At 44.3% G+C, this 20,006-nt stretch carries 19 protein-coding genes; 3 read left to right on the top strand and 16 right to left on the bottom strand.

Annotated features, from left to right (window positions below):
* Positions 1-55 precede the first annotated feature (55 nt).
* Positions 56-964 carry a methylmalonyl Co-A mutase-associated GTPase MeaB gene (gene meaB, locus GO495_RS18765; RefSeq protein WP_157301253.1) on the top strand — a complete coding sequence of 303 codons (909 nt, stop codon included), beginning with the start codon at positions 56-58 and terminating at the stop codon, positions 962-964.
* Here meaB and GO495_RS18760 read toward each other — a convergent pair.
* Positions 957-2,261, bottom strand: coding sequence for a chloride channel protein (locus tag GO495_RS18760; RefSeq protein WP_157301252.1), 1,305 nt, complete (start codon positions 2,259-2,261; stop codon positions 957-959). The two genes, meaB and GO495_RS18760, sit on opposite strands and share 8 nt — an antisense overlap.
* A 333-nt stretch (positions 2,262-2,594) precedes the next feature.
* On the opposite strand from GO495_RS18760, the gene GO495_RS18755 reads away from it, so the two are divergent.
* The gene (locus GO495_RS18755; RefSeq protein WP_240915262.1) at positions 2,595-2,879 is read left to right on the top strand and encodes a DUF2024 family protein; all 285 of its coding nucleotides are present in this window, start codon (positions 2,595-2,597) and stop codon (positions 2,877-2,879) included.
* A gap of 48 nt (positions 2,880-2,927) precedes the next feature.
* On the opposite strand, the gene GO495_RS18750 is transcribed toward GO495_RS18755, so the two are convergent.
* From GO495_RS18750 to GO495_RS18680, 15 genes are all read right to left on the bottom strand, one after another.
* Positions 2,928-3,137: a hypothetical protein gene (locus GO495_RS18750; protein ID WP_089781254.1), complete on the bottom strand. Its 210-nt coding sequence runs from the start codon at positions 3,135-3,137 to the stop codon at positions 2,928-2,930.
* Positions 3,138-3,155: 18 nt separating this feature from the next.
* On the bottom strand, positions 3,156-3,725 hold the full coding sequence (locus GO495_RS18745; protein WP_157301251.1) for a DUF420 domain-containing protein: 570 nt from the start codon (positions 3,723-3,725) through the stop codon (positions 3,156-3,158).
* Between the two features lie 12 nt (positions 3,726-3,737).
* Positions 3,738-4,427, bottom strand: a complete 690-nt coding sequence (locus GO495_RS18740) for an SCO family protein (protein ID WP_157301250.1) — start codon at positions 4,425-4,427, stop codon at positions 3,738-3,740.
* Positions 4,428-4,543: 116 nt separating this feature from the next.
* On the bottom strand, positions 4,544-4,948 hold the full coding sequence (locus tag GO495_RS18735) for a cytochrome C oxidase subunit IV family protein (protein ID WP_157301249.1): 405 nt from the start codon (positions 4,946-4,948) through the stop codon (positions 4,544-4,546).
* A 61-nt stretch (positions 4,949-5,009) separates the two neighbouring features.
* Complete coding sequence (locus GO495_RS18730) at positions 5,010-5,687, bottom strand: cytochrome c oxidase subunit 3 (RefSeq protein WP_157301248.1); 678 nt, start codon at positions 5,685-5,687, stop codon at positions 5,010-5,012.
* A 31-nt stretch (positions 5,688-5,718) separates the two neighbouring features.
* On the bottom strand, positions 5,719-6,219 hold the full coding sequence (locus GO495_RS18725; protein ID WP_240915261.1) for a cytochrome c oxidase subunit 3: 501 nt from the start codon (positions 6,217-6,219) through the stop codon (positions 5,719-5,721).
* 83 nt (positions 6,220-6,302) lie between these two features.
* A complete protein-coding gene (gene cyoE / locus GO495_RS18720) occupies positions 6,303-7,178 on the bottom strand; it encodes a heme o synthase (protein ID WP_240915260.1) in 876 nt (291 codons plus the stop codon).
* A gap of 80 nt (positions 7,179-7,258) precedes the next feature.
* Positions 7,259-9,091 (bottom strand): cytochrome c oxidase subunit I, encoded by a 1,833-nt coding sequence (locus GO495_RS18715; protein WP_157301245.1) that lies wholly within the window; start codon positions 9,089-9,091, stop codon positions 7,259-7,261.
* A 104-nt stretch (positions 9,092-9,195) separates the two neighbouring features.
* Complete coding sequence (locus GO495_RS18710; RefSeq protein ID WP_157301244.1) at positions 9,196-10,245, bottom strand: cytochrome c oxidase subunit II; 1,050 nt, start codon at positions 10,243-10,245, stop codon at positions 9,196-9,198.
* 94 nt (positions 10,246-10,339) lie between these two features.
* On the bottom strand, positions 10,340-11,548 hold the full coding sequence (locus GO495_RS18705) for a quinol:cytochrome C oxidoreductase (protein WP_157301243.1): 1,209 nt from the start codon (positions 11,546-11,548) through the stop codon (positions 10,340-10,342).
* A 41-nt stretch (positions 11,549-11,589) separates the two neighbouring features.
* Complete coding sequence (locus tag GO495_RS18700; RefSeq protein WP_157301242.1) at positions 11,590-12,219, bottom strand: c-type cytochrome; 630 nt, start codon at positions 12,217-12,219, stop codon at positions 11,590-11,592.
* Between the two features lie 70 nt (positions 12,220-12,289).
* Positions 12,290-12,886, bottom strand: a complete 597-nt coding sequence (locus GO495_RS18695) for a DUF3341 domain-containing protein (RefSeq protein ID WP_157301241.1) — start codon at positions 12,884-12,886, stop codon at positions 12,290-12,292.
* Between the two features lie 66 nt (positions 12,887-12,952).
* Positions 12,953-14,431 carry an NrfD/PsrC family molybdoenzyme membrane anchor subunit gene (nrfD, locus tag GO495_RS18690; RefSeq protein ID WP_157301240.1) on the bottom strand — a complete coding sequence of 493 codons (1,479 nt, stop codon included), beginning with the start codon at positions 14,429-14,431 and terminating at the stop codon, positions 12,953-12,955.
* 124 nt (positions 14,432-14,555) lie between these two features.
* The gene (locus GO495_RS18685; RefSeq protein ID WP_157301239.1) at positions 14,556-17,636 is read right to left on the bottom strand and encodes a TAT-variant-translocated molybdopterin oxidoreductase; all 3,081 of its coding nucleotides are present in this window, start codon (positions 17,634-17,636) and stop codon (positions 14,556-14,558) included.
* Positions 17,637-17,728: 92 nt separating this feature from the next.
* Positions 17,729-18,979 (bottom strand): c-type cytochrome, encoded by a 1,251-nt coding sequence (locus GO495_RS18680; RefSeq protein WP_240915259.1) that lies wholly within the window; start codon positions 18,977-18,979, stop codon positions 17,729-17,731.
* A 445-nt stretch (positions 18,980-19,424) separates the two neighbouring features.
* Here GO495_RS18680 and purN point away from each other — a divergent pair, with 445 nt between their 5' ends.
* Positions 19,425-19,988 (top strand): phosphoribosylglycinamide formyltransferase, encoded by a 564-nt coding sequence (gene purN, locus GO495_RS18675; RefSeq protein WP_089783622.1) that lies wholly within the window; start codon positions 19,425-19,427, stop codon positions 19,986-19,988.
* The last annotated feature ends 18 nt before the right edge of the window (positions 19,989-20,006 follow it).

Here is a 20,006-nt window from a genome sequence, read left to right as displayed (position 1 = left end):
TATTGGTTACGAAGATAGAAAATCAATTGATCATTCGTAATTCGTAATTTCGGTCATGCACTTTCCCCTTTTGCCCTTATTAATGAATGGTGATTCAAAAGCCCTGGCACGTTGCATCTCCCTCGTAGAAAACGAGGCCGCAGGCTATGAACAATTGCTGGAAAACCTTCCGGCAGGCGGCCATACCCGTGTAATAGGCATCACCGGCCCTCCCGGTGCCGGCAAGAGCACCCTGGTAAATGAGCTGATACAGCTCCTGCTGGAACAGGGAAAGCGTATAGCCATCATTGCAATCGACCCTTCCTCTCCGTTCAACTATGGCGCTTTGTTAGGCGACCGCATCCGCATGAGTCAGCACTTTAATAACCACAACGTATTTATCCGCTCCATGGCCAGCCGTGGCGCATTGGGAGGTCTCAGTCCTAAGATCATTGAAGTGAGCGATCTCATTAAAGCCGCAGGATTCGATTACCTCTTCATAGAAACAGTAGGCGTGGGACAGAGTGAAGTAGAAGTTGCCGGTGTGGCCGACACCACCATCGTAGTGGTAGTCCCCGAAGCAGGAGACGAAATCCAGACCATGAAAGCCGGCCTGATGGAAATCGCCAATATCTTCGTCGTCAACAAAGCAGATCATTCCAACGCAGATGAATTCGTGAAGAACCTTCGCCTGCTGGCACATACCCGTCAGAAAGATAACTGGGAAATCCCCGTAATAAAAACCGTTGCCACGAAACAGGAGGGGTTACCGGCACTCATAGATGCTATCGCTTTACACCAGCATCAGATCATGGACAATACCGAAAGACATGCCCATCTGCTCACGGAAAAAACCTATCAGCTCATCCAGCACCGCCGCATGAAAGATATTGACCGTCGTGCCTTACAACAACAAATCCAGCAACAACTTACCAGCGGTGAATTCAACTTATACCGCTTCGTGAATACGTTAGTTCCTAAATAGCTACCTCCCGGTTAATTCTTTTTTTAGATAACAGAAAGGATACCAGGTAAGCTGCTGTGCAGGCACAGATCAGCGGAAGTATCGCATGTCGCTCGTGCGTAGTTTCAATAGCAAAGAAGATCGCTGTAGGCAATATCCTGAGACCACCAGCCAGCATAGCCGCCATGCCTATCAGCGCCGCTACCGAAAAGTTAAGTGGAACAGCAGGCATTATGTACTGTAATAACAAAGTAATAAATAGTCCGAACGCACCACCCATAATCATCAATGGAAGCACTGTTCCGCCAGGAGTACCACTGCCCAGCGCAACGGCCCAGGCAATGAACTTTATGATCCCCACAATAAACAACAATTGTAATGTTACCTTCCCCATTAACAGATCACTGATATGTCCGTAACCCATACCCAGCATATCAGGTGCAAAATATCCCATCACGCCGATTATAACAGCGCCAACCAATGGACGCCATAACTGCGGCACCGGTAACTTTCCAAATACCCAGGAAATACCGGACACTGTCCTGGTAACAAGCACAGATACAACGCCTACTATCCCCCCTGTAGCCACATAACCCAGTAATGCGGGGACAGAAGCAACAGGTATTTCCGGTATAGCGAACACCGGTTCCAGCCCTCTGTACAGGAAATGAAAGGATGCGCCCACAGCCCCCGCCAATATCAGCGGCAGTATACTGCCAAGTGTAAACTCTACCAGCAGTAATTCCAGTGCCAGCGCTACGGCAGCAATCGGACTTCCAAACAAATAGGCAATCCCTGATACGATACCAGCCGCTGCCAGTACCCTTCTCTCCGGATAAGTAGTACGCCATTTATTTTTGGTGAAATTCGAAAAGACATAACTGCTGGCAATCACCGCTCCCTCTATACCCAATGGTATGCCGGTCCCAATATAGATGCCTGTACAGAGGGGTCCTACCAGGTGACATTGTTTGCCTCTCTGTAACGCCCTTATACAATAACGGATCAGCAATATGGCCAGCAACGCACCCAACACAGGAATACCTATTACAAATATCCCCAGTCCGGTATCGGCCGGATCCGCTTCTTCCAGAGAGAACCGCCCTAAAAAAGATACGTTCATCAGTCCATTTATCAACAGCAACAGACATTGCGCAAGTACAGCAGCATTAGCTGCTGCCAGCAAGGATAGACACAATACACGCGAAGTATTTAAATGCTCAACTGGCGGGTCCGTATATTCATCCTCTGAGATAGTATTCACAGGATAGGATACCGGGATAGCTCCACGGTTAAACGACTGATAAGTGGACTTCATTCGTTACTATTTGTATAATAAAAATGCAATCTTATAAAACTCTAAGTATCTTCCAAATCTGAGTATCAGTGGGCTTCTTGCCGGTGTAATTATTACTTCAACTATGTTAACCGGAAGTTAATTAAAAGGGCTTTCATTATTAAATAGACTATTGTTATAATCTGTTTAATACTGGAAATTAATAAATTTAATCTTCATTTATAGATATAACTCTGGTTAATCTCCTTTCGCAAACAAGATGTTAAATATTTCCATTCTCTGCACACATACCTAATATTTGTAAATCAACCCATATACTCATTATTCTCATTATTTGACCATCATTCTATAACCATGAGACCGGAACACCAAACGATGGAAGTTGCCATTTTTGATACCTACGTAAAAAGACGTGAAGGCGGGTACATGCACTTTGATATTATCGTATCTGCTGATACAAATTATGAAAGCGTACTTACTTTCGGCAATGATTACCTCAAATCCAAATCGCTGAATATGCAATCCGTATCCTCAAGGGATTGTCGTTTTTGTCATATGCAGGAAGTAATTCCGGTATGGGAAAAAAACATCCTGCAACAGGGTTATCATATATATGAACTGGAAGGATGCAGTAAATAAAAAATGGCCACGTGTTTAACGCGGCCATTGTCAATATCTTCGGATGAATTATGATTGTCTGGTACTTCTCCAGTAGCGGAATCCCAGGATGCCGATAATCAGCAGGGGAGTTAACGCCAGGTATAAAATCCCGTTATTCAATCCCTTTGCCGGCCCTTCACCGAGCTGCTGTGCCGTTTTGGTGCAGAGAGAACACTGAGCCATCGTCTGAAGACTGCCCAATAGCACTACCACTAATATCTGCAGGATCTTTTTCATACTACGAATTTACGCAGATTAATAATACGGTGATATCATTATATATACGATCACACCTGTAACCGCTACATAAAACCAGATAGGCCAGGTAATACGCGCGATCTTTTTATGCTTTACAAAGTCCGACTGGAAACCTCTCAGCAAAGTAAATAATACCAGTGGTACAATGATAATAGCAAGTAGTATATGAGACAGCAATATGAAATAATACAAATAAGCAGAACCGCTTACCAATGCCTTCTCAGTAGCATCCACTATTCCATCATGATTGGAATCCCCATATTTCGTACTCTCCGTAAAGAAGTGATAAGTAACATAAGACAATAAGAAGATAGCAGATAAAGCTACTGCTATCAGGTTGGTGATCTTATGTGCTTTGATCTGTCCTCTCCTGATGAAATACAGGCTTCCCAATAGCAGAACAGCTGTTGCAGAATTCAGTATCGCATGAAATAACGGAAGGATGTATACATTGAATCCCGCCTCAATATGCGGGCGTGGTAAATAAAATAATATTGCTACCAATACCGGTATAGCAACCGAAATAATAGCAATGGGCAGATTAAGACTTTTATTCCTGATATCCATAGCAGTAATTAACTATTCCTCTGTTCCTGAAAAAAGCCGTTTTAATAATCCCGGCCTGTGTTTATCTTTCTCCAGATGCAATATTGCAATATCATTCGCGCATTGGCGGATGGCATTGGAATCAAGCCCGTCATAATACCCGCGGATATGATGGTCCTTATCCAGCAATACCAGCTTCTCCGTATGAATAAAATCATCTGGTCCGCCATCTCCCTGCGTTACACTTACAAATACTTCATTGCGGGCCCAGTCATAAATGTCTTTCTTGGCGCCGGTCAGTAACCACCAGTTATCCGGATTGATATTATGCTTGTTACCGTATGCTCTCAATTGTTCTGAGGAATCCCTCTCCGGATCTACGGTAAAAGAAAGCAGCTGAAGAAGCGTATCATTCTTTACATAAGCCTGCTGGATTTTCTCCAGGTTGCTCATCAGTTTTGGACAGATACCCGGGCAGGAAGTAAAAAAGAAATTCACCAGGATTACTTTACCCGGAAGATCTTTCAACTGTACCTTATTCCCCATCTGATTGGTAAGCGTGATATCCTTTACAGTATGAAATACTGTATCGTATCGTGTCTTACCGTCTTTAACCACCGTATTCACACTATCAGGAATATAATAACGAGGTATCGGCACAACATTCCTTCCATAATGGTCTACTATCAGGTATCCCGTCAACGGCACCAGTATTGCCAGCATTACTCCTATAAGTCCTTTGCGTGAAATGGCCGTAGTTTTAAATTGTTATATAAAATTTACGCTTTACAACTCCCACTGGTGTGAAAGCAGTAAAGCGTAACATGTAGGAAATATGCTTAGTGATGTGCTTCTTCAGTATTTACATGCATGGCAGGAGGAACAGGTTTGCCAGGAGCAAGGTCCTTACGCATGTTCTTCCAGGAATCACCATCTGCCAGGAAGGCGATGATAAACCATACGAACAACATCAAAGGAATCAATATTGTCATTATCAGGTTCCTGATCTCATTGCGTAAGTGCATGAATTCAGCTACGATAAAGAACGCTTTCAGAATTGTAAGGCCAACGAAGATTGAGTTTAAAAACAATCTTGGCATCCAGTGCCACTCCAGGAAGGAGAAAGCCAGACCTACTTCAAAAATGGTGATCGCTAATAATATCCAGAACGTTCTCCAGATGCTTTTAGTAGAAGCATCATGGCCATGCTCATCATGTACTACTGCTGTATGTGTATGTTCCATTAGTGTTACTTTTAAAAATCCAGATTACAAATACCAGTTCAAGCTTACTTTTTACCTGTAATCACAGCAGGTAGAAGCAGGTGAATACGAATACCCATACCAGGTCTACAAAGTGCCAGTACAGACCTACTTTTTCAACCATTTCATAGTGGCCTCTGTCATCATAAGTACCTTTCAGTACGTTAGACAGGATCACAATATTCAGGATCACACCAGAGGTTACGTGTAAACCGTGGAAACCAGTGATAGTAAAGAAGAAGTTGGTGAAGTTAGTAGTAGCAACAGTACCATCTGCATTAGCAAAAGGATTACGGCCCCACCATGCACCTAACTCGTGTAAGTGCGTCCACTCCCATGCCTGGCAGCTTAAGAAAGCGATACCACCGATGATGGTCCATACCATCCATTTGGCAACAGCCTTTCTGTCTCTCATGTGACCGGCATGTACAGCAAGTACCATGGTTACGGAACTCATGATCAGGATAAACGTCATCAAACTCACAAATACCAGGGGTAAATGTGCGGTATGACTAACGAACGGAAATGAATGGAAGACCTCATTAGGGTCAGGCCAGGAAGTACTCATGAAACGGATAGTACCGTAAGAGATCAGTAATGCTCCAAAAGTAAAAGCATCCGACATCAGGAAGTACCACATCATCAACTTTCCGTAACTCACGTTAAAAGGAGAATGTCCCCCGGACCACCATTTTTTCTGCGCTGTAACTGCTGTATCCATTGTTTGTTTTGTAATTATTTTTTAGAAAGTTTTATCTGGCAATACTCAGAAATATTAACAGGTAAATCCACAATGCGTCCACAAAATGCCAGTATGTAGCGGCTACTTCTATGGGCACCGGGCTGTAAGTACGTATTCTTGTGCGGAATGCCCTGCCAAACATGATAAGCAGCGCAACAACACCACCCAGAACATGTAACAGGTGTACACTTACGATTACATAGATAAAAGATACTGATGCCGGTCCGTTCAATGGTAACCCCATCGCATTCATCTGCATAAAGCCTATCCACTGACAGACCGCAAAAGCCACTCCTAATACCGCCGTTAATGTAATGAGCTGTTTATAACGCTGCATATGACGATTCCTGAACTGCTTTACGGCCATCTGAACGGTAAAACTACTGCTCAGTATGATGCCTGTAGATATCCAGAAGATCATCGGTAACTGGAACGTAAACCAGTTTGCCTGCGCCCGCTTTACAACATATGCACTTGTAAACCCTATAAACATCATGGTTATGCTACCCATAGCAATCCATAGGGAATATTTGTGTGGATGTATCTTGTTACGTTGTACGCTCATCGCCTGCATCACTATAATTTGAATGACTATTAAATTTTATCAGCCAGCAATGCCAGTTGCATAATGGTCAGATAGATATAAGATCCGAACATCAGCTTACGGGCAGCAGGTACATCACATTTCCGGTACAGGTTCACTGCCCTGTAAAGGAAAAACAACGAAACCAGGATCACTGCGATCGCAGAAATGTAACCTGTTATTCCCAACATGTAAGGTATTAACCCCGCAGGTATCAATAACAATGTATACGTCACTGCCTGTAATGCGATCTGCCTGTTTGGCTCTCCGGAATTAGGCAACAGTTTGAATCCTGCCCTGGTGTAATCCTTATGTCCTATCCAGGCAATCGCCCAGAAGTGAGGGAACTGCCACAGGAACTGGATAGCAAATAATGCCCATCCGCCTTCGCTGATCTTGTTTTCTCCCGCAGCCCAGCCGATTAATAAAGGCAACGCTCCGGGTACGGCTCCTACCAGCACAGCCAGTGAGTTCCATTTTTTCCAGGGAGTATACACAAAACCATATACTACCAGGGATAAAAGGCTCAAGCCGGCACATAACCAGTTAAAACCCCAGGCCAGGATAGCCAGACCGGTAATTCCTGTTACTACCGCTATGATAATTCCTTCTGTTTCAGAAAGGCGACCTGATGGTAAAGGACGTACAGCTGTACGTGCCATTAACTTATCAGTTTCCTTTTCCAGCAGCTGATTGATCGTATTGGCAGAACCGGACACCAGTAAACCACCGGCAAATAAAGTAAGAACTTTTATTAACGAAAACTCCACTCCAGGTACCAGTAAATAACCAACCACACTTGAGAAGACAACCATGAAGGTCAGATTAAACTTCATTAACTGAGAGTAATCTTTCACCTTACTGGCTACAGCAAACGATGACGACAATTTTATGGAGTTTTCTCTTATCATTACTGGTACATATCCTTTTCTCTGAAATCCATTCTTTTCGAGGCAGGAGGCATTAATTAATGCCCGCCTGCAGCTTCTTCATCTTTAGACAATGGTACAGTCTGCGGGATGAAATCAACACCATCTTTGCTGTAATCATATGGCCAGCGATACACTTCAGGAATCTCACCAGGCCAGTTACCGTGACCAGGATTGATTGGTGTGGTCCATTCCAGTGTAGTAGCGTTCCATGGGTTGGTAGTTGTTAACTTCCTTCCTTTGAATACGCTGTAGAAGAAGTTGAATACAAACAAGAGCTGCGCTGCAAATACGATGATTACCACAATACTGATGAAATGGTTCAGATCACCGAATTGTTTGAAAGACTCCCAGTTAGAGTAATCATAATACCTTCTTGGCATACCGGCCATACCTTCATAGTGCATTGGCCAGAATATCAGGTATGCACCTACCAGCGTGATCCAGAAGTGAATATATGATAAAGTATTGTTCAGGTAACGTCCAAACATCTTAGGGAACCAGTGGTATACCCCGGCAAAAAGCCCCAGGAAGGCAGACACACCCATTACTATATGGAAGTGAGCAATTACAAAATAAGTATCATGCAGGTGGATATCTATAGACGAGTTACCTAACCAGATACCGGTTAATCCACCAGAGATGAAGGTACTCACGAAACCTATAGAGAACAACATACCGGGAGTGAACCTGATGTTACCTCTCCAGATAGTGGTGATCCAGTTAAATACCTTGATAGCAGACGGTACCGCAATTAATAAGGTCAGTAATACGAAGAATGCACCAAGGAAAGGATTAAGACCTGTAACGAACATATGGTGCGCCCATACCAGGAAGGCCAGGATGGCAATTGCAAACATAGAACCTACCATCGCCAGATAACCAAAGATCGGCTTACGGGCATTTACTGCCATCACCTCAGATACCATACCCATTGCAGGCAGGATAATGATGTACACCTCAGGGTGACCCAGGAACCAGAACAAGTGCTGGTAAAGGATCGCACTACCACCTTCGTTAGACAATGCTTTACCGGCTACGAACAGTTCGCTCAGGTAGAAGCTGGTGCCGGCATGACGGTCGAACAGCAAGAGGATAAAACCAGACAGCAATACAGGGAAAGAAAGTACGCCCAATACCGCAGTGAAGAAGAAGCTCCAGATAGTCAGCGGCATCTTGGTCATGCTCATACCCTTGGTACGCATGTTCAGGATGGTAGAAATATAATTCAGACCGCCCAGTAACTGAGACACTACGAACAGTGCCATACTGGTAAGCCATAAGTCCATACCTATTTTAGAACCGATAGAAGCATCACCTAATGCACTCAGTGGGGGATAAGACGTCCATCCACCGGATGCTGGTCCTGTCTGTACAAACAGGGAACACATCATCACGCAACTAGCCATAAAGAAGAACCAGTAGCTCAGCATATTCATGAAAGGAGAAGCCATATCACGTGCCCCTACCTGCAAAGGAATCAGCAGATTGGAGAATGTACCGCTCAAACCGGCTGTTAATACAAAGAACACCAATATGGTACCATGCATGGTTACCAGTGCATAGTAAGCCTCCGGTGAAATGTGCCCACCCTTTGCCCAATGGCCCAGGATGCTTTCCAGCCATGGGAAAGTAGTATCCGGGAAACCCAGTTGCAAACGAAACAGTACAGAGAAGAAAGCACCTACGATAGCCCAGAGAATACCGGTTATCAGAAACTGCTTGGCGATGGTCTTATGGTCCATGCTGAAAACGTACTTCGAAATGAAGCCGCCTTCATGATGATGCTCATGGTCGTCATGGCCATGACCGTGCGCTGCTGCGCCATGCATTACCTCCTGTTGACTGTGCAATGTTGCTTCGTTACTCATAATCGGTTCTGTTTATATAAAACTGACTTCGGGGAGTACCTCATCAGTTTGTCTTTAAATTTTTTAATGTCCTGCGTCTAAAGTTTCAACTGCCTTTTACAAAATTAATGCTTCACAACGTTAACCGCCACTGCTTTTTGAGTGCTGTCTGCAACTGGCGTAGCCGGAGCTGCAGGGGCCGCACTTTCATGAGCAAGAGCGAATTGTGTTTTCTGCTTAGCAGACCATGCATCATATTCTGCCTGTGTTTCCACTACGATGTTTGCTTTCATAGAATAGTGACCGGCACCACACATCTGATCGCAAGAGATCTCGTACATGAAATCAGGATTATCATTCTTTATCTTCATTTCCGCAGTAGTATACTTAGGTGTAAACCACAATGTAGTAGGAATACCAGGTACAGCATCCATCTTCAGGCGGAAGTGAGACAAACCTACGTCATGGATCACATCACGGGAACCGATGATCAGCTTTACCGGTTTGTTAACTACCAGGTGCATCTCAGTAGCCATGTAATCATCCTTGTTCAGTTCATCATCCCAGTCCTGACCTACAGGATTAGTTGCTTCATTGATATTCTTGAAGAATTTACGACCCAGCTGGCCATCTTTACCCGGGTAACGGATCAGCCAGTTAAACTGCTTACCGGTAATTTCCACCACCATAGCATCCTTTGGAGCTTCTGATGTAATGCGGAACCAATGTCTTAAACCGATAGCAACAAGAACAGTAAGTGCAATAGCAGGAATTACAGTCCAGATCAGCTCCAGTTTGTTGTTGTGTGGGAAGTAAAAAGCTTTACGCCCTTCCTTTTCCTGGTATTTGAATGCGAACCAGAACAGGAGGATCTGTGTAATAACGAATACAATTCCGGTTATTACCAGTGTCCACATGATCATGCTATCGATCCCTTCACCCTGCTCTGATGCTGCTCCTGATCCCATCTTACCTCTCAGTAAATCGTTACAGTAGTATACACCTATCAAGCCAAGCACCAGGAAGGAGATCATCAGGAAACCATTCACCCGGTTTGACTGCTGACGCGACTTCTTTTCTCCCTTCAATATGGACACATATTCGCTCGCCTTCGCAATCTGGAAGATGACTATGAATATGAGCACAACAACTAAGACTGCTAAATATCCTGACATTGCTATTTGAAATAATTAAGTTATCTAATGCTTTTCGTTTCTACTTGTATCACCCCCGGTTGTTTACACCGGGATATCCGTTGCTCGCCTATGATCAGGTATGGTGTATAATACTTTCTTTCAGGTAAGGATGGGTCTTTGGAACCAATGCCGCTTTGGTCAGCTGATTGGATACCAGGAATACGATCAGTCCCACAAAACCAAGTCCGATACCAAATTCAAACCACGGGAATACCAGATGCTGATAAGTACCAGGCCCTACCATCTGCCAGAAATCCAGCCAGTGACCGAAGATAATCACTACAGCAATGAATGCCATGGAAGAGTAGTTACGTTTAGTATCACGCTTCATCAGGAATAACAGCGGAGTAATAAAGTTGATCACCAGATTCAGGAAGAAGATCGGTCTCCACTCGCCCCATACGCGGGGTTTGAAGTATACTATTTCTTCAGGCATGTTTGCGTACCAGATCAGCATATACTGAGAGAACCACAGGTACGCCCAGAAAATACTGAATGCAAAACAGAACTTACCAAGGTCATGCAGATGCTCTTCATTTACCATTGGCAGGTAACCATTACGTTTCAGGTAAATAACAAATAAAGAGATCAGTGCCAGACCAGATACCCAGGTGCTTGCGAATGTGTACCAGCTGTACATGGTAGAATACCAGTGTGCATCAATACTCATTAACCACATCCATGGGGTAGTAGAACCAACGCTCAATACATAAATTACCAGAAACCCACCACACCAAACGGTGTTTCTCCATATTATACGTTTACCGGTTTCTTTTGAAAGATCCCAGCTATCTTGCTCAATTGACATTTTACGCAGCCTGAGAGTAAAATAACTCCACAAACCGATTGTAAGAACAGCAGCAATAGTAAAGAATGCTTTGCTGAGGAAAGGCGCTTTCCAGGTAAGGATAGGGTCATGTGCAACATGCTCTGCATCCAGCCAGTGGTAAATATGTGTTTTACCGGTAAACACCAGGATCATCAACAGCAGGAACAAAATGCCTCCCAATACAGGAACTGCCATAGAAATTGCTTCCGGCACACGGCGAAAACCGATCTGCCATCCACCATGCGCCAGGGTAGTGGCAGCAATAAAGAACGTACTGGCCAATACGATCAGCAAAAAGAATGTGCTGTTCTGCAGCAAACCTGCCCAGAAACGGGTTGAGCCATGCTCTCCCTGAAATGCGAATAATCCGATCAACAAAGTCAGCAAGCCAATCCCCATTAACACGAAGCTGGTCGTTTTTAGTCTTGCTGGTACTACAAATTGGTCCTTCATTACTGTATATTAAAATACTTGATTGAATGCTATTTTACTCATTATTTAGCCTGTGCTACTACTGCAGGTGCAGCAGCTTTCGTGGTATCAGTGCTGGCAGCAGGAGTGGCAACATTTGCACCACCATTCTGCATTGTGCGGATATAGGCCGCTATTTTCCAACGCTGTGTCCTGTCTAACTGACTGGCATAACTACCCATGTTCAGATAGCCATAAGTCATTACGTGGAACAGTCTGCCTTCTGTATAGCTGGCTTTAGGGCCGCTTACCAGGTTAGCAGGTGCTGCTACGAATGGGCCTGTACCATCTTTGTATAACGGACCGTTACCATCCAGCTTCGTACCATGACAAACGCCACAATAAATATTGAATAAACGTTTACCTTCCTCCAGGTCCGCTTTTCCAAGAATAAGCGGGTTCTTTACTAAATTGGCCTGAGCAGTATCTGCCGCCTTCAGATGGTAAGGCAGCAACTCTCCTCTCTTAACGGTGCCCTCTACTGGTTTCAGTGTAGACACACGCTCGCTGTAGAACTCGTATGCGCGGGATTCAAACATATCCGGCATGTAATGTCTGCCGGGATTCCTGTTATTCTCTCCCCTGTTGCATGCCGATACCAAAGCTCCACTTACCAAAGCAGCTGCGATCAATATGTTGGAAGTCCTTTTCATCTGTATATTATAATTCAAGCTTATGTTCTGGTTCACTCCCTGTCAGACAGGAAGCTTTTAAAATCTACATTTACGCGTTTACAGGCTCAGGGCGCTTGTTCTCAAACAGGCGGTCCTCACGGTCGAAACGACCATACCACCAGCCGGCTTCAGCACGCTGTTCATTAATCTGCGTTCCACCAATGCCCGCCAGGAATTTTTTCAGTTCCTCTGCGTTCGTTTTGGCAGTTACTTCAATCGCCATTACAAACAGATCATCTGTCTGACGGGGATGAAATATATGCTTCTTAACAAATGGGGCCAGCTGACACAGGTAACAGAATGTTAGTACCATACCCACAGCTGAGAACAATACTGTTAACTCAAACGTGATAGGGATGAACGCCGGTAATGGAAAATGCGGTTTACCACCGATGTTCATAGGCCAGTCTGTTGTGAATATCCAACTCATGCAGGATAATGCTGTTGTTGTACCGGTAATACCGTAAACAAACCCGGCGGTGTGCAGGCTGGTTTCCCGCAAACCCATTGCATGGTCAAGACCGTGCACCGGAAAAGGTGTATATACATCGTGAATTTTGTAGCCTGCAGTCCGCACCTTTTTCACAGCCGGAAACAATACCGCCTCATCATCAAAACTTGCTACAACAAAATTTTTAACCGCCATATGTTTAAAAAATTCTTATTCTAAAAAACAAATTCCTGATTCCTCTTTATAAATGCTTCCAGGCTATTATGACTGATGCACCGGAGCTACATGCGGATCATGATGATGCTCATCTTCATGATGCTGGTCCTTTGCAAATTCATCTGCCGGCTGCTGCTCGTATTTCTCCATCTGGTTCTTAAAGCTTTCGCCGGAAGTTTTCAGCACATGCTTGATTTCCGCAACAGCGATAACAGGGAAGTATTTAGCAAACAGGAAGAAGCAGGTAAAGAACAAACCGAAGGTTCCCATGTAGAAACCAACTTCTGGCCAGGATGGACGATAGTAAGCCCAGCTTGATGGCAGGTAGTCACGGTACAGTGAAGTACAGATGATCACAAAACGCTCAAACCACATACCGATGTTCACGATGATAGACATTACGAATGTTACCAGTACGTTTCTTCTCATCTTGGAGAACCAGAATACCTGCGGCGTGATTACGTTACACGTCATCATGATCCAGTAAGACCAACCCAGCGGGCCGGCAGCACGGTATTTATAGAAAGTAGCGAATTCATAAGGAACAGCTGCATACCAGGCCATGAACAACTCTGTCAGGTAAGCACAACCTACCACAGAACCAGTCAGTACAATTACCTTGTTCATTGCCTCCATGTGGCCAATGGTAATGTAGTCTTCCAGGTGTAATACTTTACGTACAATGATCAGCAGTGTTTGTACCATCGCAAATCCGGAGAAGATCGCACCCGCTACGAAGTAGGGAGGGAAGATCGTAGTATGCCAGCCGGGAATTACTGAGGTAGCAAAGTCAAAAGATACGATCGTATGTACAGACAGTACCAGCGGAGTGGATAAACCTGCCAGTACCAGAGACAGCGCTTCATGACGTTGCCAGTGTTTGGTAGAACCGGTCCAGCCAAAAGATGCTATACCATATAACAGCTTACGCAGTTTGGTTTTAGCTCTGTCACGCACAGTGGCGAAGTCAGGAATTAAACCGGAATACCAGAAAAGGAGAGATACTGTGAAGTAAGTAGAGATCGCAAACACGTCCCAGAGCAGGGGCGAGTTGAAGTTTACCCACAAAGGACCACGTGTATTCGGGTAAGGCAGTACAAAGAATGCCATCCATACACGACCCATGTGGAAGATCGGGAACTGACCGGCACACATAACCGCAAAGATGGTCATGGCTTCTGCCGCACGGTTTACCCCGGTACGCCATCCCTGGCGGAACAGCAGGAGGATCGCAGAGATCAATGTACCGGCATGACCGATACCTACCCACCATACGAAGTTGGTAATGTCCCAACCCCAACCAATTGTTTTATTCAGATTCCACACCCCTGTACCATAGTACACTTCCCAGGTTACGGAACAAACTCCGAACAATAGCAGTGACAATGATATGAAAAAGCCTATGTACCACAATTTACCTGGCTTCCCTTCAATAGGGCTGATGATGTCCTCTGTTACCTGGTGGTAATTCTTCACGCCATCAACTAATGGTTCTCTTAGTGTGGATTCGTACTTTAAATGCATAGTTCGTTAAGCTTTTACCCCTAACCTGCACTTTTTATGCAGAATAAGGAGCTTTAATTGTTCTAAACTAAAACTTTATCTCTTATGTTAATCTTTCGTTTGTCTTTACAGTTCAGCTTAAAGCCTATGCTTCATGCTTTGCTGCTGCCTCATGATGTTCTTCATGATTACCTTCTGCCTTTGGCTCAGCATCTTTGTTTCTGATCTTAGCCAGGTAGTTAATGGAAGGTAACACGTGAAGCTCTTCCAGTACGTAGTACATCCTGTTAGTCTGTTCTTCGTTACGGATTTTAGAGATGCGGCTTTCTTTATCGTTTACGTTACCGAATACGATAGCTCCTGCAGAACATGCGGTTTGACATGCAGTTTTTGCTTCACCATCTTTCATCGGACGACCAGCTTTCTTTGCAGTCAGCTTAGCATCCTGTAAACGCTGTACGCAGAAAGAACATTTTTCCATTACCCCACGGCTACGTACAACCACATCAGGGTTCAGTACCATACGGGTAAGACTGTCATTCATTCCACCTACATCATACAGGTTATCTTCGAAACTGTCAGCTCCATTGAAATCTCTCCAGTTAAAGCGACGAACTTTGAAAGGACAGTTGTTGGCGCAATAACGGGTTCCGATACAACGGTTGTAAGCCATCTGGTTTAAACCTTCAGAACTGTGGTTGGTAGCAGCTACCGGACAAACGTTCTCACATGGAGCGTTATCACAATGCTGACACAACATAGGCTGGAACACTACTTCCGGATTGTTCTCATCACCGCTGAAATAACGGTCGATACGGATCCAGTGCATTTCATGCGCCTTTACTACCTGCTCTTTACCAACTACTGCTACGTTATTTTCAGCCTGGCAGGCAATGGTACATGCACCACAACCAAAACAGGTGTTCAGATCGATAGACATACCCCATTTAATACCAGGGTAGTGATGTACATCAGGATACAGCGTACCATCTTTGCGGAAATCAGGACCGTATTGTTTTAATTCCTCACGGTCTTCATTCACTTCCTTAGGGTTCTTGATGAACTCTTCCAGCGTGGTTTCTTTTACGATAGGACGACCTTCGTAGCTGTTATGCGTCTGTGTTACACCCAGATCATATTTCTCTCCGGTTGCTTCTGCTGTTGCTTCAGTAGCGAAGTAGTCAAAAGTCTGACCATTGAAACTAACCAGCGGATAAGCATTCTTACCTACACCACCTGCTGCTTTACCAGCGTTCATGTTACGACCGTAACCTACCGCAATGGCGATCACTTCCGGATGAATACCAGGCAGTATCAGTAATGGCAGGCTGATTTCCTTACCGTTAGTTTTGATCTTTAATACTTTCTTATCAGCGTTGATCTCGTAGTCATCACCCAACTGCATGTCGAATGTCTTCGCCAGTGTGTTGGAAATAACTGCGTAGTTATCCCAGGTAGAACGGGTAATAGGATCAGGCATTTCCTGCAACCATGGGTTGTTGGCTTCCTTACCATTACCAATCGCGATCTTTTCGTACAATACCAGTTCTAACTTACCACCTTTTTTAGCACTGTTGATCTTCGCAGCAGCACTGTTTACATCTCCGCTGAAAGTAGCACCACCCAGCGCAGGCGCTGTAGCCGGTTCTACCACACCATCCTGTAACACCTTATCCCATGCTTCCTGTCCGCCCAATTGGGTCAGCCATTCGTTCTTCAGGAAATCCTCCCAGGTAGTGGTAGAACCACTCCAGGTCAGTAAGGTTGTTTCAAATGCACGTGTTTTGAACAATGGTGCAATGGTAGGCTGTATAAAACTGTAATATCCGGTCCTTGCTTCAGCATCTCCCCAGCTTTCCAGGAAGTGATGCGCAGGCGCCGCATATTTACATAATTCAGATGTTTCGTCTTTACGGTCGTTGAAAGTAACGCTGAGTTTAGCCTTCTTGATACCTTCTGCAAAAGCCTTTGCATCATAGTAATCATAAGCAGGGTTCACACCATAAACCATGATAGCGCCAACACTACCTGCGTTCAGGTCTTTCACCAGTTGTACCATGTCTCCGTCAATACCCTGACGGTAACCTACTGTAGATGCCCAGTCGATAGTTGTTCCATTAGCACCAATCAGGTTGTTAATAGCATTTACTACGATCTGTACATTCACATCATTGGAACCACTTACTACCAGTGCTTTACCCTGACCGGCCTTTAATGCCTGGGCTGCTTTCTGGATACCTGCCGCTAAACGCTTGTCTGCAATTGCAGGAGCGCTAACCGCACCACCCAGTGCATTCAGCAAAGCCAGTGCTACTGCACCGGTTTCTGATGGTTTGTGTGTATATCTTTCATCCGCATTGGCACCCGTTAAGCTCATCATGCTCTCGAAGTGGAAATGTTTGCTCATTTCCGGCTTCTTCTCATCGATCTTACGGTTAACACCATATTGTTTGGAATATTCTGTAGGGTTGATCCATGTTCCCAGGAAGTCAGCTCCTAAACTTACGATCACCTTTGCATTTTCAAAGTGGTAAGCAGGTAATGCTCTCTTTCCGTAAGAAGCTTCGTTAGCCAGTAACAGACCGGAATAAGATACCGCATCATAAGTTACATGACGGAAGCCTGGATATTTGGTCTGGAAACCAGCAATCACTTTCTTGGTAGAAGGACTGATAATAGTAGAAGTCAGTAATACAACAGGGGAACTACCAACAGCAGACAGCGCAGCACCAACCTGCTTGTCCAGTTCAGCCCAGGTTGTTTCCGTTCCATTGATAGTAGGGTAGCGTAAACGTGCGGCATCATATAAACCTAATACTGCACCCTGTACCCTTGCAGATGAAGCACCACCTGTTACAGAAGACAGATCATTACCATCTAATTTGATGGGACGTCCTTCACGGGTCTTAACAACCAGTGGAACGAATTCTCCGTCTACAGCGTATGTGGAAGCGTAATAGTTAGGTACACCGGGAGTAATTTCTTCCGGCTTATTTACATAAGGTATAGCTTTTCTGATAGGCGTTTCACAACTGGCAGCAATAGTAGCAGCCGCTGTTGTGAACCCCAGGTATTTCAGGAAATCCCGGCGGGGGGTAGTAGCATTCAGCAAACTTTCATTCTCCTCAAAAGGCAGATCCTCTCTAAATTCGTTATTCACAGTCTCCTGATGTTCCTTGGTATTGTGCAACTCCTCCAAGCCTTTCCAATACTTTTTTTGCTCCATGTTGTTTATACTAACGAGTTACGGATTATAATTTGTACAATGAAGTGGATGTAAGTAGCTTCCTTATCATCTTATCCCTCATCTATTATTTATTAATAGTGACATTTCTGACATTCAGTACCACCCACCATCTCAACAGTAACACTGTCTATCTTTCCTTCTTTCACCTGTTCGTGGAACTTCTCAAAAATGCTGTAGTATTTATTGTCAGCAAACTGCACCTTAGTAGTACGGTGACAGTTAATACACCATCCCATAGACAGATCAGCAAACTGATGCACCTCATCCATTTCAGTAATGGCTCCGTGACAGGTCTGACATTGCTGCTTACCAGCTACAACGTGCTGAGAGTGATTGAAGTAAACGTGATCAGGCAGGTTGTGGATCCTTGTCCACTCAATAGGTGTTCCTGGTTTAGTATATTCTTTAGCAGTCTTATCCCAACCAACATGGTCGTATAATTTCTGGATCTCTGCACTGCCATTTACCTTCTTACCTTCTGCTGTGAACAACTGAGGACCACTATAATCACTGATCACCTTGTGACAGTTCATACAGATATTCTCAGAAGGAATCATCGCATGCTTACTCTTCTCTGCACCTGCGTGGCAATACAGACAGTTAATCTGGTTGATACCGGCATGTACTTTATGAGAATAGAAGATAGGTTGTTGTGGCATATAGTCTTTCTGTCTGCCCAGGCCGATCGCTCCATTTATAGTGAAGTAACCACCAACGATAAACAACAGTACTATTACCAGTGCGATGTAAGCCTTGTTCTTGTAGAATGGAACAGGTTCCGGAGTTGCCACACCTTCTTTTTCAGAAGCAAGCTTGTTCAGATTACTGTTGATCTGCATCAGGATCAGCGCTACAACTGCAAGTATCAAAGTAATGATACCAAACAACAGACCGTTGCCACCTTCTTCCTCACCACCACTTGTAGTGGTAGTAGTACCGGTAGTTTTAGCGTCTGTAGGAGTATTTTTACTTTCCTGAGCAATCCAAGACAAGATATCATCAATATCCCCATCTGTAAGATTAGGGAACGGAGTCATAGAGGTCTTATTAAACTGGTTGAACAACGTATTCGCATACGCGTCACCAGAAGCCAGTACCGATGCAGAATTATGGATCCATTGGTGTAATAATTTCTTATCAGACCAACGTTCTTCCACGCCTTGCAAAGCGGGACCAGTAAGTTGCTTATGAACATTATGGCAGGATGCGCAATTCTGCTGAAATAATGCCTTGCCTTTAGTAGGATCTCCTGCTGCCCTTGCAGAGAAGGACGCAATCATACCCACGCATAGGACAAGAACACTCACAAAATGCTTACGCATAAGAATGGAAACACGACGATACACAGCCTATTTAGTTTAGATTTGACCTTAAGTTTCTTAAAAGTGCTCACAAAAATAAGACACAATATTGACAATTTATCAACAATTATAAAAATTTCTTACTTGCTTCCCTCAATCCTTTTACCTATATATATCGCGGGGAAACACGTAATCCTCAATATATTTTGTATGAAAAAAAATATGATAAATGTCATGTCGGCGCCTTCGGTTTGCAATGTGTTTATATATTAATACATATACAATGTCTCTTTCATTCTTTTTTATGTCAGTATCCTGTATCTTATAACCTTCCCCTACACTTAAAGTTGTCTACTGGTATCATTTTACCGTATATTCCCATTCTTCCCATGAAAATCCTTCATTAATCATACACTCCACATCTCCCCTTTATTAATTAATTTTGCGCCTGTTAATAAAAGAGACTTTGAAAAATATAGCCATCTTCGCCTCGGGCACAGGTAGTAACGCACAAAAGATCATCGACCATTTCAGGAACTCAGGTATCGCCCGGGTCACGCTGATCGTTTGTAATAAACCAGGAGCAGGCGTATTACAGATAGCAGACAAAGAACACATCCCCTCCATCCTCATAGAAAAAGAATTATTCTTTCATACAGACCATTATATACAACAACTGCAACAGGCGAATATTGATATGGTCGTGCTGGCTGGCTTCCTCTGGAAAATACCCGCCAACCTCGTACAGGCATTCCCCGGCCATATCGTAAATATCCATCCCGCCCTTCTTCCCAAATACGGAGGCAAAGGCATGTATGGACACTTCGTTCATGAAGCCGTTATCCGTGCAGGCGAAAAAGAAAGTGGCATCACCATCCATTATGTGAATGAAAAATATGATGATGGCGCACCTATCTTACAGGAACGCTGTACCATCACTCCAGACGATACTCCTGAAAGCCTGGCAGCTAAAGTACTGGTGCTGGAACACCAGTGGTACCCGGTAATTGTGGAACGATTATTGACTTGAAATGGCACAGATTTTTAG

Source organism: Chitinophaga oryziterrae (assembly GCF_009758125.1).
GTDB lineage: Bacteria > Bacteroidota > Bacteroidia > Chitinophagales > Chitinophagaceae > Chitinophaga > Chitinophaga oryziterrae.
The sequence above is the reverse complement of the archived record's forward strand: the minus strand, read 5'-3'. Positions and strand labels throughout refer to the sequence as shown.